This window comes from Streptomyces griseoaurantiacus, assembly GCF_036189845.1.
GTDB classification, from domain to species: Bacteria; Actinomycetota; Actinomycetes; order Streptomycetales; family Streptomycetaceae; genus Streptomyces; species Streptomyces griseoaurantiacus.
Window position 1 is genome coordinate 3455001 of sequence record NZ_CP108326.1, and the last position, 14572, is coordinate 3469572.

Here is a 14572-nt window from a genome sequence, read left to right on the forward strand (position 1 = left end):
GGCGACCGTGCGGGTGCCGCGGGCTCCGCGTGTGGCGGAGGCCGTGACCGGCCGGGCGTCGAGCGGCTGGCAGCAGATCATGGGCAATCGGGCCATGGTGCAGCTGTGTGTGCTCGGGTTCGTGCTGTTCTTCGCCTGCTACGGGCAGTTCGACTCCGGGCTGAGCGCCTACGGGGTCGAGGCGGCGGGTGTGTCGCCGTCCACTCTGGGGACGGCGCTCGCCGCTAACACCGCGGTGATCGTGGTCGCGCAGTTCGCCGTGCTGCGGATCGTGGAACGGCGCAAGAGGTCGCGGGTCATCGCCGTCGTGGGGCTCATATGGGCCCTCGCCTGGGTGCTGGCGGGATACGCCGGTCTCGGGCATGCCGGGCACGCGATGGCGACGGCGGCGTTCGTGTCGACGTACGCGTTGTTCGGGCTGGGTGAGGCGATGCTGTCGCCGACCGTGGCCCCGCTCGTGGCCGACCTTGCGCCCGAGGGCCTGGCCGGTCAGTACAACTCGGTCTTCGCCCTGGTGAAGCAGCTCGCCCTGGCCATCGGCCCGGCCGTCGGCGGCCCCATGGGGGCCTCACTGTTCGCGCCGTACATAGGAACGTTCCTGGTGTTCTCGCTGGGCATCACCTTCCTCGCGGTGCGGCTGGGGCGGGAGCTCACTCCCGGGCAGAACCAGCCCTCGGTGGCGCGGAGCCGCGTGGTGGCGCAGGGCGGCGCCCCCGCCGAGCCGGCGGTGGCGCAGAGCTGATCCCCTTGACCCGGCCCCGGCGGGCCGGGTCAATGGGTGGTCGTGGTGGCCTTCGGCAGGGCGAATTCGCACCAGACCGCCTTGCCGCCGCCCGGAGTGCGACGGGAGCCCCAGTTGGAGGCGATGGTGGCCACGATGGCGATGCCGCGACCGGCCTCGTCGACGGGTTCCGCCCGGCGGCGCAGCGGCAGGTGGTCGTCGCCGTCGGTGACCTCGATGATCAGGCGGCGGTCGGTGCGGCGCAGGCGCAGCCGCATGGGGGGTGTGCCGTGCTTGAGGGAGTTGGCGACGAGTTCGCTGGTGGCCAGGACGCCCGCGTCGTGCAGGTCGCTGGGGAAGCGCCAGCTCGTCAGGACGCCTGAGGCGAAGGCTCGCGCGCGGGGTGCGGCCTCGACGCCGCCGAGGAGTTCCAGGGCGGCGTTGCGGAAGAGTTCGCCGTCGTGGCCGGTGCGGCTGGGGTGCTGGAGGACGAGGACGGCGACGTCGTCGTCGTGGTCGGCGGTGACTCCGGCGGAGCGGACCAGGCGGTCGCAGACGACCTGGGGGCTGCCGGTGGCGCCGGCCAGGGCGCGTTCCAGGGCGGCGATGCCCTCGTCGAGGTCCGCGTCGCGCCGTTCGACCAGGCCGTCGGTGTAGAGGACGGCGGTGGAGCCCGGGCCGAGCGGGACGGAGCCGGAGCTGTGGATCCAGCCGCCGGTGCCGAGCGGGGGCCCGGTGGGTTCGTCGGTGCGCAGGACGTTGCCCGCCTCGTCGCGCACGAGGATGGGCAGGTGGCCGGCCGAGGCGTAGACCAGCCGTCCCTCGTTGGGGTCGTGGATGGCGTAGACGCAGGTGGCGATCTGGTTGGCGTCGATCTCGGCGGCGAGGCCGTCGAGGAGCTGGAGCACCTCGTGCGGGGGCAGGTCGAGGCGGGCATAGGCGCGGACGGCGGTGCGCAGTTGGCCCATGACGGCCGCCGCGCGGACGCCGCGGCCCATGACGTCGCCGATGACGAGGGCGGTGCGGCCGCCGCCGAGGGTGATGACGTCGTACCAGTCGCCGCCGACGGCGGCCTCGGTGCCGCCGGGCTGGTAGGTGGCGGCGATCCGCAGGTCGTCCGGCTGTTCGAGTTCCTGGGGCAGCAGGGAGCGCTGGAGAGTGACGGCGGTGCGGCGCTGTTCGCGTTCGCTGGCGCGGAGCCGTTCGGCGGCCTCGGCGTGGTCGGTGACGTCGGTGGCGAAGACGAGCACGCCGCCGAGGGAGAGGTGGGAGGGTGCGCCGCCGCTCGACGCGCGCGCTCTCTCGTGTGACGGTCCGTCGGGCGGGCCGGCTTCGGGGAGTGCGGCCACGTGAGCGGCGTCCTCGGGAGCCGTGGGGGTGGGGGGCGTACCTGCCGTGTCGGGCTCCGCCGGGGCCGTGGGGGTGGGGGGCGCGGTGGACGGGGCGGGCCTCTCCCGGTCCGTGGCGGGCAGTGCGACGGGGGTGCAGGTGAAGGTGTACGAGCGGCCGTCCGGCGCCTTGCGGGACTTGACCGTGCGCGGGCGGGCGCTGCGCAGCACCTGGTCGAGGAGGGGCAGCAGGCCCAGTGCGGCCAGTTCGGGGAGGGCCTCGCGGGCCGGGGCGCCCGGTGGGCGGGGGCCGAAGGCCGCGGTGTAGGCCTCGTTGACGTAGGCGATGCGGTGGTCGGGCCCGTGGACCAGGGCGACGAGGGCCGGGATCCGGTCGAGCACCTCGCGGGCCGGCAGATCCTCGACGGCGGGTCCGGGGGGCGGGCCGCCGGTGGACGGCTCGGCGCGGGCCGAAGGTACCGAGCCCTCTCCCCTCCGGTCCGTGGCGAGCGGGTGCTCGGTCCGCGCGGCGGCGCGGCGCTGCGTTCCGGGGAGCCGGGCGCTCCAGCGCGTGAAGTTCACCGAATTCTTGCCTCGTGGTGTTGTTGTCGGTCGGCCGGCTCCGGGTCCGGCCGGGAGGGGCGAGGGGGGGGTGTTCCTCGGTGCCGCACGGCGCGGTGGAAGGCCTGTGGCCGGAGGCGAGCGGTCGGCTCGTCCGGCATCGCGGTCCAGTCTGGCCGACCGGAGCGACATCCGTCAGACGCCCGCCCCCGCGCAGGAGTTCCTGACTCCGGTCAGGACGACCCCTTCGGGTTGCCCGGGGGGTTCTGCGAGGGCTTCCCACCGGCCGCGAGTTCGAACTCCGCACGCGGGTGTTCGAGGGAGCCGAGCGAGACGATCTCCCTCTTGAAGAGACCGGCGAGGGTCCATTCGGCGAGGACGCGGGCCTTGCGGTTGAAGGTGGGCACCCGGCTGAGGTGGTACGTGCGGTGCATGAACCACGCGGGCCAGCCCTTCAGCTTGCGTCCGTACACATGCGCGACGCCCTTGTGCAGTCCCAGGGAGGCGACCGAGCCGACGTAGGCGTGGGAGTACTGCTGCAGCGGCTGTCCGCGCAGGGAGCGGGCGAGGTTGTCGCCCAGCGTCTTCGCCTGGCGCACCGCGTGCTGGGCGTTGGGCGCGGTCTCCTTGCCGGGCTCGTCGGTGCTCACGTCGGGCACGGCGGCGGCGTCGCCCGCGCCCCATGCGTGGTCGACGCCGTCGACGGTCAGGTACGGGGTGCACCGCAGCCGTCCGCGCGCGTTGAGCGGCAGATCGGTGGCGGCCAGGACGGGGTGCGGTTTCACTCCGGCGGTCCACACGACCGTGCGGGTGGGGAAGCGGGATCCGTCGCTGAGGACGGCGATCCGGTCGACGCAGGACTCCAGGCGGGTGTCGAGGCGTACGTCGATGTTGCGGCGGCGCAGCTCGGTGACGGTGTAGCGGCCCATCTCCTCGCCGACCTCGGGCAGGATGCGGCCGGTGGCCTCGACGAGGATCCACTTCATGTCCTCGCGCCGGACGTTGTGGTAGTAGCGCGAGGCGTAGCGGGCCATGTCCTCGAGCTCGGCGAGAGCCTCCACGCCCGCGTAGCCGCCACCGACGAAGACGAAGGTGAGGGCGGCGTCGCGGATCGCGGGGTCGCGGGTGGAGGAGGCGATGTCGAGCTGCTCGAGGACGTGGTTGCGCAGGCCGATGGCCTCTTCGACGTTCTTGAAGCCGATGCCGTGCTCGGCGAGGCCGGGGACCGGGAGGGTGCGCGAGACGGACCCGGGGGCGAGCACGAGTTCGTCGTAGGAGAGCTGTTCCGTGCCGCCGGTCTCCTCGGTGGCGAGGGTGGTGAGCGTGACGGTGCGCTTGGAGTGGTCGATCGTCTGCACCTCGCCGACGACGATCCGGCAGTCCGCGAGGACCCGGCGCAGCGGGACGACGACGTGGCGCGGGGAGATGGAACCGGCCGCGGCCTCCGGCAGGAACGGCTGATAGGTCATGTACGGGTCGGGGGAGACCACCACGATCTCGACCTCGCCCCGCCCGAGCTCCGGTTTGAGTTTCCGCTGCAGACGCAGCGCGGTGTACAACCCGACGTAGCCGCCGCCGACGATGAGAATGCGCACCGGTACCTTCACCCTCCCATGACGCACCCGTCGCCGGAGTTTGTCCACAGGGCCGACCGTTAGTGTGACCGGACTTGTGCCCCGTCCCGGGTTGGCCGAATCCCCGCCCGCGGCCGGAAAAGACGCCGAGTGCGCAGCTCAGCGGCCTGGTCGGGGGGTGGGGGGTGCGGGCAATCGGGACACAACGCCCCCGTGCGCCGATCGGGGGGCGCTCCGTGCGGAACCTGCCCCTTCTGAATTGACTCCCGCTCAACTATGTTCGTGTCCCGACGGGGTGTAGGGGGATGTGCCGGGCGGGGCGCGCGACAGGGCGGGCCGGCCGGGCACGACGCTCGTTCCGCGCGCTCCGGCTGCAGTGAACGGGGAGTCTCCGGGGGGAGACACCGATACCGGGGGAACGCTTATGCATATTCAGGACTCTCATTGGTCGCCCGTGTCCGCCGTCGCATCCGGCGGACCCGTGGGCCCGGAGGCGGGCGAAGGACGCGGGGACGGGCCGCGGACGGCGCCCCTGCGGGTGGACGCACAGCGCAACCTGGAGCACGTCCTGCGCGCGGCTCGTGAGGTCTTCGGCGAGCTGGGGTACGGGGCGCCGATGGAGGACGTGGCGCGGCGTGCGCGCGTCGGCGTCGGCACGGTCTACCGGCGCTTCCCCAGCAAGGACGTGCTGGTGCGGCGGATAGCCGAGGAGGAGACCTCCCGGCTGACCGACCAGGCACGGACGGCGCTCGGCCAGGAGGACGAGCCGTGGTCGGCGCTCCAGCGCTTCCTGCGCACCTCGGTGGCGTCCGGCGCGGGCCGGCTGCTGCCGCCGCAGGTGCTGCGCGTCGGGGTCGCCGAGGAGGAGCGGGGCCGGGGACCGGCCGAGGGTGCCGGAGCGGGGACGGTGCCGGGGACGGGCGGTGCGGCGGGTACGGGCGCCGGTCCGGTTCCGTCCGCCGACTCGGGGTCCGCTCCGGGCGTGGTTCCGGAGCAGGCGCTGGTGCCGCAGCAGCGGACCGTCGCCCCGGAGGGCAGGCCTGGTCCCGAGCTGCGGCTGGTGGAGCGGCGGCAGACACCGGAGGCGGCACTGGACGACCCCGGCGCGATCGAACTCCTGGACGTGGTGGGGCGGCTGGTGGACCGGGCGCGGGCCGCCGGCGAACTGCGGGCCGACGTGACGGTCTCCGACGTGCTGCTGGTGATAGCCACGGCCGCCCCCTCGCTGCCCGACGCGGCACAGCAGGCGGCGGCCTCGGCACGGCTGCTGGACATCCTCCTGGAGGGTCTGCGATCACGTCCCCATGCCTGAGGACGCGTCCGTGCGTGTGAGGCCGGGTCCCCGCGCGTCGGGCCGGGTCTGCGCGCGTGAGGCCGAGTCAGCGCACATGAGGCACCGCACTCGCGTTCGAGGCATCCCCTCGGACGGGTGGTGGGCCGTCGGCCCGGCGGTCCGCCACCCGGTGCCGTGGCAGGCTGAGCCGGTGTTCGAGTGCGCGGGTGCAGGCAGGGGCTTTCCACGATGAGCGTCGACCGTGGTGGGGAGGGGACTCCCCCGTCACCGGCGGCGCCCTCGTCCGGGGCCTCGCCGGTGCCGCCCGCCGACGCCGAGCTGATCGGGCGGATGCGCGACGGGGACGACTCGGCGTACGAGGAACTGTTCCGGCGCCATTCCGGGGCCGTGCGCCGGTACGCGCGCACCTGCTGCCGGGACGCGCACACCGCGGACGACCTCACCGCCGAGGTCTTCGCCCGCATGCTCCAGGCGGTGCGCGGCGGCTCCGGCCCCGCGCACGCCGTCCGGCCCTACCTGCTGACGACCGTACGGCGGGTGGCCGCGCGCTGGACCGCCTCGGCCCGGCGCGAGCAACTCGTCGAGGACTTCGCCGTGTTCGCCGCGCAGGCCTCCGCCTCCGCACGCCGGTACCCCGGCCGGGAGGCACCCGGCGACACAGCCGGTCCCGGGGCCGGCTCCTTCGGGGTGGACACCGAACTGGGTGCCGACGTACGGGCGATGCACGCGGCCGAGCAGTCCCTGGCCGTGCGGGCGTTCCGCTCCCTGCCGGAACGGTGGCAGGCCGTGCTGTGGCACACCGAGGTCGAGGACGAGTCGCCCAGCGAGGTGGCCGTGCTGTTCGGGCTCGACGCGAACGGCACCCGGGTCCTGGCGAGCCGTGCCCGGGAGGGACTGCGGCAGGCGTACCTGCAGGCGCACGTGAGCGAGTCGCTGGCCGGCGACGAGGTGTGCGCCCGCTACGCCGGGCAGCTCGGGGCCCATGTGCGGGGCCGGTTGCGGACGCGTGCGGAGCGGGGGTTGCGCAAGCATCTCGAGCAGTGCGCGCGGTGCCGGGTGGCGGCGGCGCAGATCGGGGAAGTGGCGGGCGGCATCCCGGCGCTCGTGCCGGTGGCGGTCCTCGGCTGGTTCGGGGCGGCCGGGTACGGGAAGGTCGCGGGGCTGCTCGCGGGCGGTGGAGCGGCGGGGGCCGCGGCGGGCGCCGGCGCCTCGGCCGGGGCGGGTGGGGGAACCGGCGCGGCGGCCTCCGAGGGGCTGGGGGCGCCGGTGAAGGCCGGGGTCGCGATGGGGGTCGTGGCCGCGGCGGTCGCCGCCGTCGCGCTGGCGTTGATGGGGGGTGGGGGGCCGGAGAAGAAGGACGCGGCCCCGCCGCCGCGTGCGCCGGGGGTCGAGTCGGTGGTACCGGCGCCCGCGGCCTCCTCCGGAGCGGAGCGGGGGACACCTCGGGAACCCTCGGGTCCCGTTCCCTCCGCCGGGACACCCCGGGCGCCCAGGGCGTCCGCGCCCCCGGCGGCTGAGACGTCGGCGCCGGTGGCGCGTGCGGTGCCGGGCAGGACCCCACCGGTCCGGAGGACCTCCGCGCCCACGGTGGTGCCCTCGGCCCCGCCGAGTAGTGCGCCCGACGCCCCGCCCGGTACGGAGGTGCCCTCCGCACCACCCTCACGCGCGGTCTCGGTGCGGCTCGAATGGGGCGGGGTGCTCGGCGTGGAGGTCGAGGTGGGGGCGCTCTGTCCCGCGCCCGCCGCGCCGGTCCGTCCCGCCGTCCCGGTCGTTCCCGCCGTCCCGGTCGTTCCCGCGGCACCGGCCCTGCCGGGGCCGCACACCTTTGCTCCTCGGGATGCGGGCCTCGTCAGCCAGGTGCGAGTGGGGTGCGAGGGCTCACCAGGGCTTCCCCGGCGCCGCTGACGACCGGCGCCGCTGACGACCCGGCCGCCGCTACGTGCGTGTGGCCGTGCCCAGGGCCCGGTCACGGGGCGGGATGCCCGCGGGGACCGCGCGCTGGCGGGCGGGGGTGCCCGTCCAGCAGGTGCCGCGGCGGGAGAGGAGACGGCGCAGCCAGAGTTCGAGGGAGACGAGGTCGGCGAAGCCGTCCAGGGGCAGCGGGTCTCCCTGGGCCGCCGACCGCAGCGCCTTGCGGACCACCCGTGCCTCGACCAGGCCGGCCTCGGCCAGCAGGGGGGACGCGAACAGGTCGACCAGGGACGTCGTCGCCACCCGCAGTCCCGTCCGGGCCGCCGCGGCCGAGGACGCGCCCGAGGCGGCACCCCACCCGGGCGGCAGGTCGGTGACGCCCGCGCCCTCCAGGACCGTGCGCAGGATCGCGGCCCGGGCCCCCGGCTGCACCCGGAGCGCCTCGGGCAGGGCCCGGCAGGCGCGGACGACCTGGTTGTCGAGGAAGGGGGCGTGCAGGCGCTGGAAGCGGATCTCGGCGGCCTGTTCGAGGACGCGCAGTTCGGCGGCCTGCCGGGCCAGGGCTGCGCGGGCCCGGAAATCGCCGGGGCGCTGCCCGGGGCCCACGCCCATGGCCCCGGTCCGGCCCGCCGCGCTCTGCAGGCGAACCGATACTTCTGCGAGCGCCTCACCGGTCAGCCAGCGTGCCGCGGGACCGGGTCTGGCCCAGGTCAGCGCGGCCAGCGAGGCCCCGACGGCGCCACCGGGCTCGTCGAAGCGGTGCCGCATGAGCTGGTCGGAGAGCGCCTCGACACCGCTGCGGTAGGGCGTGCGGGCGAGCCGCCGGGCGGCGGCGTACACGCGTGCGGGAACCAGTACGGAGCCGTCGGCCTTGGCGAGCGCGGCGACGGGGCGCACCAGGTGGCGCCGCTTGCGGTCCATCAGGAGGTCGGCGAGACGGGCCGGGTGGGCGTCGAGGACCTGCCGGGCGCCGTAGCCGGTGAAGTGGTCCGCGCTGCCGGCGGCGAGGCGGGCGCGGTGCCGGCCGGCGGAGATCAGGGAGGCGGCGGGCTCGTCGGTGAGGGGGCCGTCGAGGTCGGCGAAGGGCAGGGTCTCCTCGCTGCCGGTGACCACGACGTGGTGCAGCCGGGGATTGGCGGCGAGGGCACCGGCCCGTTCCACCTCGGCCTCGCGCCCGGGGACGGCGAGGTCGTTGAAGGTGACGGCGAGCAGGCGTTCGCCGGCTCCGGTGCCGTGGCCGAGGACGGTGCCGGGTCTTCCGGGCAGTCCGGCGGCGAGCAGGGCGAGGGCGCCGGAGGCGGGGCCGCCGGAGAGGTCGGCGCCGATACCGGGGACCGGCATGCCGCGGGCGGCCCGCCGCTCGGCGGGGCCCATTCCGGGCACGGGTCCGGGGTCGATGTCGATGCCCGGCACGTGCCGGGGGGCGTCGAGCCGGACGCGCACGGCGTCCACGAGGGCGTCGCGCACGGCGTCCACGGCGCCCGCGGGGTCGGCCGGGGGCGCGGCGACGGCGAGGGAGGCGACCGGCTCGTATCCGGCGATCTCGCGCGCCCCCGCCCGCAGGATGAGGGCGTGTCCGGGCGGGACGCGTCGCACGCCCTCGTAGGGCGTCGAGTCGTGCAGGGCGGCGGGCACGTCGGGGGCGGCGAGCAGCGCGGCGAGGTGGCCGAAGTCGAGGTTGGCCTCGACGAGGTCGGCGAGCGGCAGGGCGGCGGTCGCGTACGCCGTGCCGCCGGCCCAGGGGGTGTGGAAGACCGGCCGCGCGCCCGCGAGATCGCCGCAGACGGTGATGCGGCGGCCGACCTGGACGACGGCGGTGTAGCTGCCCGGCCAGGCCGTCAGGTGCCGCAGCGCCCCGCCGCGGGCGGCGAACAGGGCGACGCGCAGTTGCTCGTCGGTGGCGCCGCAGGTGCCGAGGACCGCGATGCGGGTCTGTGCGTCGGCCTGGACGACGCGGATTTCGTCGGGGCGCCAGTCACCGACCGCCCACAGCGGATCCGGGTCGCCCCACAGGGGCTGGGAGCCGACCGGCTGCACGGTCTCGCCCTCGTAGCCGGTGGTGCCGGCGGAGCCGATGCCCGCCACGCTCGTGGCGGCGCTCGCGGCGGCACTGCTCCATCCCACCAACCACCGCATCGCCGCCTCCACAGACTGTGGACAACCAGTGCACCGTACGAACTGTGTGCACCATGCTGCCACGAAGAGTGCGCCCCGGAGGGGCTCCGCCGCGGCTTGTGCTCCCCCTGGTGCGCCCCCTTGGGTGTGCCCGCGCACGGCGAACACACTCCTCGCACAGGGCAGATGGGGTCGAACAGCGATGTGAATGCGCCCCCGGTACGCTCCCCTGGCACACCTTTCGCGCCCTCAAGTGGCAGCGTGGCAACGGAAATACGTGCGGGGACCACCGTCGATTTTCGGCCAATTCATCCGCGCGACGGCAGGTTTGAGTACGCTCCGTACAGGCTCTGGGCACTGTGGAGCGGTGCGCGGTCCGGGAGACGGAACGCGCCTCCCGGACCTGTCCGCCGCCCGCGGGGATGTAGGCGGCGGCGTCCCCCAGCCCACCGGATCCAGTACAGCGGGCCGACCCACGCGCCATCCATCGAACCGCTCCCCCCTTGGCCGGAGAAGAGCGCACGGACAGGCGCACGGCCACACGGCAGGGGCACGCCGCGACACTGCGTACTGCCCCGTAGGTCACATCCCGCCAACCGGAAAAACGCCCCTTAACGCTTGGGATCCGGCGAACTACGCTGGGTTTACGAATGCCGCGTGGTTATGCCAGCGCGACAGCCGTCTGTGTCGAGGGGTGGCGCATGTCCAGGGAGCAACGCGGGCCGAACGAAAAACTCGGCGCCGTTCTCGCCCTCGCGGGAATCAGTAACGCGGGGCTTGCGCGGCGCGTCAACGATCTTGGTGCCCAGCGCGGGCTGACACTTCGCTACGACAAGACGTCGGTGGCCCGCTGGGTGTCGAAGGGGATGGTGCCCCAGGGTGCCGCCCCGCATCTGATCGCCGCGGCCATCGGCCAGAAGCTCGGCCGTCCGGTGCCGCTCCACGAGATCGGCCTTGCGGACGCGGATCCCGCGCCCGAGGTGGGCCTCGCCTTCCCCCGGGACGTCGGACAGGCCGTGCGCTCGGCCACCGATCTCTACCGCCTCGATCTCGCCGGACGCCGGGCCGGCTCCGGCGGCATCTGGCAGTCCCTGGCCGGTTCCTTCGCCGTGAGCGCCTATGCGACCCCCGCGTCGCGATGGCTCATAACCCCGGCCGACAGCTCGGTGGCGCGTGACGCGAGCCCGTCGGACGGCTCCTCCGCGCCGACGAGGGTCGGCCACAGCGACGTGCGCAAGCTGCGGGAGGCCGCCGAGGACGCCCGACGCTGGGACTCCAAGTACGGCGGCGGGGACTGGCGTTCGTCGATGGTGCCCGAGTGCCTGCGGGTCGAGGCGGCGCCGCTGCTGCTCGGCTCCTACTCCGACGAGGTCGGCCGGGCGCTGTTCGGCGCCTCCGCCGAGCTGACCCGGCTGGCCGGGTGGATGGCCTTCGACACCGGCCAGCAGGAGGCCGCCCAGCGGTACTACATCCAGGCGCTGCGGCTCGCCCGCGCCGCCGCGGACGTGCCGCTCGGGGGGTACGTCCTCGCCTCCATGTCCCTCCAGGCGACCTACCGGGGCTTCGGCGACGAGGGCGTCGACCTCGCGCAGGCCGCACTGGAACGCAACCGGGGCCTGGCGACGGCGCGCACGATGAGCTTCTTCCGGCTCGTCGAGGCCCGGGCGCACGCACGGGCCGGTGACGCGCACGCCGCCGGCGGGGCGCTGAAGGCCGCCGAGGGGTGGCTGGAGCGGGCCCGCGACGGCGACCCCGACCCGTCCTGGCTCGGCTTCTACTCCTACGACCGGTTCGCGGCGGACGCGGCCGAGTGCTACCGCGACCTCAAGGCACCGCGGCAGGTGCGGCGGTTCACGGAACAGGCGCTGTCGAAGCCGACGGAGGAGTTCGTGCGCTCGCACGGACTGCGGCTGGTGGTCTCGGCGGTGGCCGAACTGGAGTCCGGGAACCTGGACGCGGCCTGCGAGCAGGGGGTGCGGGCGGTGGAGGTCGCGGGGCGGATCTCCTCGGCGCGGACGACGGAGTACGTGAAGGACCTGCTGCACCGGCTCGAGCCGTACGGGGACGAGCCGCGGGTGGTGGAACTGCGGGAGCGGGCACGGCCGCTGCTGATGGCGGCGCCGGCGTAGACGCGGGCGCCCTCCCGGACGGGGGGCGGGCGTGTGCGGGCGCGGTGCGAGCGGGGTACGGCGCGTGGCGGGGCACAGTGCGAGCGGGCCGCAGTGCGTGGCGGCCCACGGGTGCGAGCAGGGCGCAGTGCAGGGCGGCCCGCGGTGCGTCGGGGCGCGCGTAGGGGGGGGTCTCGCCCCCGCCGCCCCTACCCGTCCCGTCCCTTGAGGGGCTCCGCCCCTCCGACCCCGGGCGGGAGAGCTCGGGTGGTCCGGGGTCGTGTGCGGGGTGCGGGCGCGTCGGGGCTCGTCGCGCAGGTCCCCGCGCCCCCTGCCCGACCCCGGGCGGGAGAGCTCGGGTGGTCAAAGGTCGTGTGCGGAGTGCGGGCGCGTCGGGGCCCGTCGCGCAGTTCCCCGCGTCCCTTGCAGGCCGCGGCCCTCAGGAGGCGCCGTAAAATCGGGGGCACTGTGTCTGAATCCATCGATGTCTCCGCCCCCGCCAAGACGCCGCGCTTCCCCGACGGGCCCGCCGCCGACCCCGCCGGCTCGCACTTCGAGCGGCGCATCCGCAGCTTCCAGCCCCGCCGCAGCCGTGTCACCACCGGCCAGGCGGAGGCCCTGCGGCGCCTGTGGCCCGCCTGGGGCCTCGACATCGACGGCCACTGCGTCCTCGACCTCGCCGAGCTGTTCGGCAACGACCGCCCCACGGTCCTGGAGATCGGTTTCGGCATGGGCGAGGCCACCGCCGCGATGGCCGCGGCCGACCCGGAGACCAACATCCTCGCCGTCGACGTGCACACCCCCGGCCAGGGCAATCTGCTCAACCTCGCCGAGGCCCGGGGCCTGAACAACATCCGCGTCGGCAACGGCGACGCGATCATCCTGCTGCGCGAGATGCTCCCGCCCGACTCCCTCGCCGGCCTGCGCGTCTACTTCCCCGACCCGTGGCCGAAGAAGCGCCACCACAAGCGCCGTCTGATCCAGCCCGAGTTCCTCACCCTGGCCGCCACCCGGCTGCGCCCCGGGGCGCTGGTGCACTGCGCCACCGACTGGGAGCCCTACGCCGAACAGATGCTCGAGGTACTCACCGCGCACCCCGGCTTCACCAACGAGCACCCCGGGGGCGGTTTCGCGCCGCGTCCCGACTTCCGGCCCCGGACGCGTTTCGAGGGGCAGGGCCTTGAGAAGGGTCATGTCGTGAACGACCTGCTGTTCCGCCGCGTCCCGCACGCCGACCACCGAGACACCGAGGAGCAGCGGTAGGCGGCGGTGGACACCGGTCGGCGGCGATAACAGGCAGCACCGGGCGCCTCTGTCTCGTTAGGGTCAATGCCGTGGCCACCAGTCCTCCGTATCCGACGTATCCTCCCGCCCCGACCGGGTCCCCCGCCCCCGGCGGTGTGCTCCGGCACCCGCACTGGTGGCAGCGCACCTGGGTGCGGTACGCGGCGCCGATCTCGCTGCTCGCGCTGTCCGGGCTGGTCATCCTCGCCCTGGTCCGGCAGCAGACCGGCACCGAGGGCTTCCTGGTGGGGCTCGGCCTCGCCGTGTTCCCCGTCCCCCTGCTGATCGCCGCCTTCCGCTGGCTGGACCGGGTCGAGCCGGGGCCCTGGCGCAACCTCGCGTTCTGCTTCGCCTGGGGGGCGTGCGCGGCGGCGCTCGTCGCGATCATCGCGAACAGCTTCGCCACCCACTGGATAGCGGTCGCCACGGCCGACCCCAAGGGCGCCGACACCCTCGGCATGACCGTCATAGCGCCGGTCGTGGAGGAGTCCGCGAAGGCCACGGCGGTGCTGCTGGTCTTCCTCTTCCGCCGTCGGCACTTCACCGGGATCGTCGACGGTGTGGTCACGGCCGGGGTGACCGCGACCGGCTTCGCCTTCACCGAGAACATCCTCTACCTGGGCACCGCCTTCGGCACCGACCAGTCCGACGGCGGGCACGGCGGCATCGCCTCCGTGACGGCCGCGACGTTCTTCGTGCGCGTCGTGATGTCGCCTTTCGCGCACCCCCTGTTCACCGTGTTCACCGGCATCGGCTTCGGCATCAGCGCGCTGACCGCCGAGCACCGGCGGGTGCGCCGGACGCTGGCCCCGCTCGGCGGTCTGCTGCTCGCGATGGGCATGCACTCGCTGTGGAACGGCTCCACCTCGTTCGGCGACGGCTACGGCTTCTTCGCGGTCTACGGGGCGTTCATGGTGCCGATGTTCGGACTGCTGACCTGGCTGGTCATATCGACCCGGCAGCGGGAACTGCGGACCGTGCGCGCCGAACTGCCCGCGTACGTGGTGGCCGGCTGGCTGACGATGCCGGAACCGTTCGTCATGGGCTCGATGAAGGCCCGGCGGCTCGCCCGCGACCACGCCAGGGACCGGCTCGGCAAGGCGGCGGCGCGCACGGTCGCCGAGTACGAGGCCTACGCGACCTCGCTGGCGTTCCTGCGCCACCGGGGGCGCTCGGGCCGCGCGGGCGCCGACTTCGTCGTACGGGAGCGGGAGCTGCTGCAGGAGCTGTGGCACCGGCGTGAGGTGGCCCGCCCGGCACTGGCCCACGCGGGCCACACGCTGGCGGGCGCGGTGCTGTGGGGCGTCCCCCCGATGTACGGACACGGGCACGGGTACGCCCCGGGACACGGCCCCTTCCCGGTCTACGGCCACCACCCCTCGTACGGAGCCCCCTCGCACGGAGCCCCCGCATACGGAGCCCCCGCGTACGGGGCACCGGGGTACCGTCCCCCGGCGTACGACCCCGGGCCCGGCGCCGGGGGCCACGCCCCCCACCCCGCCGTCCCGTCGCAGTACGCCGTCCCGTCCCAGTACGGCGCACCGGCGTACGGCCGGGCGCCCCAGGCGTACGCCTCCCAGGGTCAGGCGGCCTACGACCCGACCCCGCAGGTCCGCGTCACGCCGACGCCTCCGTCGACCGCGGCGGGCCCGCCTCCGTCGGCCTGACCCCCGCCG

The 14572-nt window shown here is 74.9% G+C and carries 9 protein-coding genes (1 of these 9 running past the window's edge); 6 read left to right on the forward strand and 3 right to left on the reverse strand.

Features of this window, described 5'->3' with window-relative positions; all coding sequences use genetic code 11:
* On the forward strand, positions 1 to 742 hold the 3' portion of the coding sequence (locus OHB09_RS15380) for an MFS transporter (protein WP_093590885.1). Its footprint begins 533 nt before the window's first position; the window shows 742 of its 1275 coding nt (coding positions 534-1275); the start codon falls outside the window, past its left edge; it ends in the stop codon at positions 740 to 742.
* A gap of 29 nt (positions 743 to 771) precedes the next feature.
* Here OHB09_RS15380 and OHB09_RS15385 read toward each other — a convergent pair whose 3' ends face one another.
* Positions 772 to 2631 (reverse strand): ATP-binding SpoIIE family protein phosphatase, encoded by a 1860-nt coding sequence (locus tag OHB09_RS15385; RefSeq protein WP_328922110.1) that lies wholly within the window; start codon positions 2629 to 2631, stop codon positions 772 to 774.
* Positions 2632 to 2843: 212 nt separating this feature from the next.
* Positions 2844 to 4205 (reverse strand): NAD(P)/FAD-dependent oxidoreductase, encoded by a 1362-nt coding sequence (locus OHB09_RS15390; RefSeq protein WP_328922111.1) that lies wholly within the window; start codon positions 4203 to 4205, stop codon positions 2844 to 2846.
* Positions 4206 to 4608: 403 nt separating this feature from the next.
* Between OHB09_RS15390 and OHB09_RS15395 the strand changes: the two genes are divergently transcribed.
* Both OHB09_RS15395 and OHB09_RS15400 read left to right on the forward strand, forming a co-directional pair.
* Positions 4609 to 5496, forward strand: a complete 888-nt coding sequence (locus tag OHB09_RS15395) for a TetR/AcrR family transcriptional regulator (protein WP_328922112.1) — start codon at positions 4609 to 4611, stop codon at positions 5494 to 5496.
* A gap of 210 nt (positions 5497 to 5706) precedes the next feature.
* A complete protein-coding gene (locus tag OHB09_RS15400) occupies positions 5707 to 7383 on the forward strand; it encodes a sigma-70 family RNA polymerase sigma factor (protein WP_328922113.1) in 1677 nt (558 codons plus the stop codon).
* Between the two features lie 30 nt (positions 7384 to 7413).
* On the opposite strand, the gene OHB09_RS15405 is transcribed toward OHB09_RS15400, so the two are convergent.
* On the reverse strand, positions 7414 to 9525 hold the full coding sequence (locus OHB09_RS15405; protein WP_006141477.1) for an asparagine synthase-related protein: 2112 nt from the start codon (positions 9523 to 9525) through the stop codon (positions 7414 to 7416).
* A gap of 680 nt (positions 9526 to 10205) precedes the next feature.
* On the opposite strand from OHB09_RS15405, the gene OHB09_RS15410 reads away from it, so the two are divergent.
* The 3 genes from OHB09_RS15410 to OHB09_RS15420 all read left to right on the forward strand — a co-directional run bounded on the left by OHB09_RS15410 (position 10206) and on the right by OHB09_RS15420 (position 14563).
* Entirely contained in the window at positions 10206 to 11633 is a 1428-nt protein-coding gene (locus OHB09_RS15410) for a hypothetical protein (protein WP_006141474.1), read from the forward strand.
* Positions 11634 to 12080: 447 nt separating this feature from the next.
* Positions 12081 to 12875 (forward strand): tRNA (guanosine(46)-N7)-methyltransferase TrmB, encoded by a 795-nt coding sequence (gene trmB, locus OHB09_RS15415; RefSeq protein WP_093590899.1) that lies wholly within the window; start codon positions 12081 to 12083, stop codon positions 12873 to 12875.
* A gap of 71 nt (positions 12876 to 12946) precedes the next feature.
* Positions 12947 to 14563 (forward strand): PrsW family intramembrane metalloprotease, encoded by a 1617-nt coding sequence (locus OHB09_RS15420; protein WP_328922114.1) that lies wholly within the window; start codon positions 12947 to 12949, stop codon positions 14561 to 14563.
* Positions 14564 to 14572: the final 9 nt, after the last annotated feature.

Coding starts and splice junctions, on each gene's coding strand:
- OHB09_RS15395 (WP_328922112.1), top strand. CDS start 4,609: ATGCATATTCAGGACTCTCATTGGTCGCCCGTGTCCGCCGTCGCATCC.
- OHB09_RS15400 (WP_328922113.1), top strand. CDS start 5,707: ATGAGCGTCGACCGTGGTGGGGAGGGGACTCCCCCGTCACCGGCGGCG.
- OHB09_RS15405 (WP_006141477.1), bottom strand. CDS start 9,525: ATGCGGTGGTTGGTGGGATGGAGCAGTGCCGCCGCGAGCGCCGCCACG.
- OHB09_RS15410 (WP_006141474.1), top strand. CDS start 10,206: ATGTCCAGGGAGCAACGCGGGCCGAACGAAAAACTCGGCGCCGTTCTC.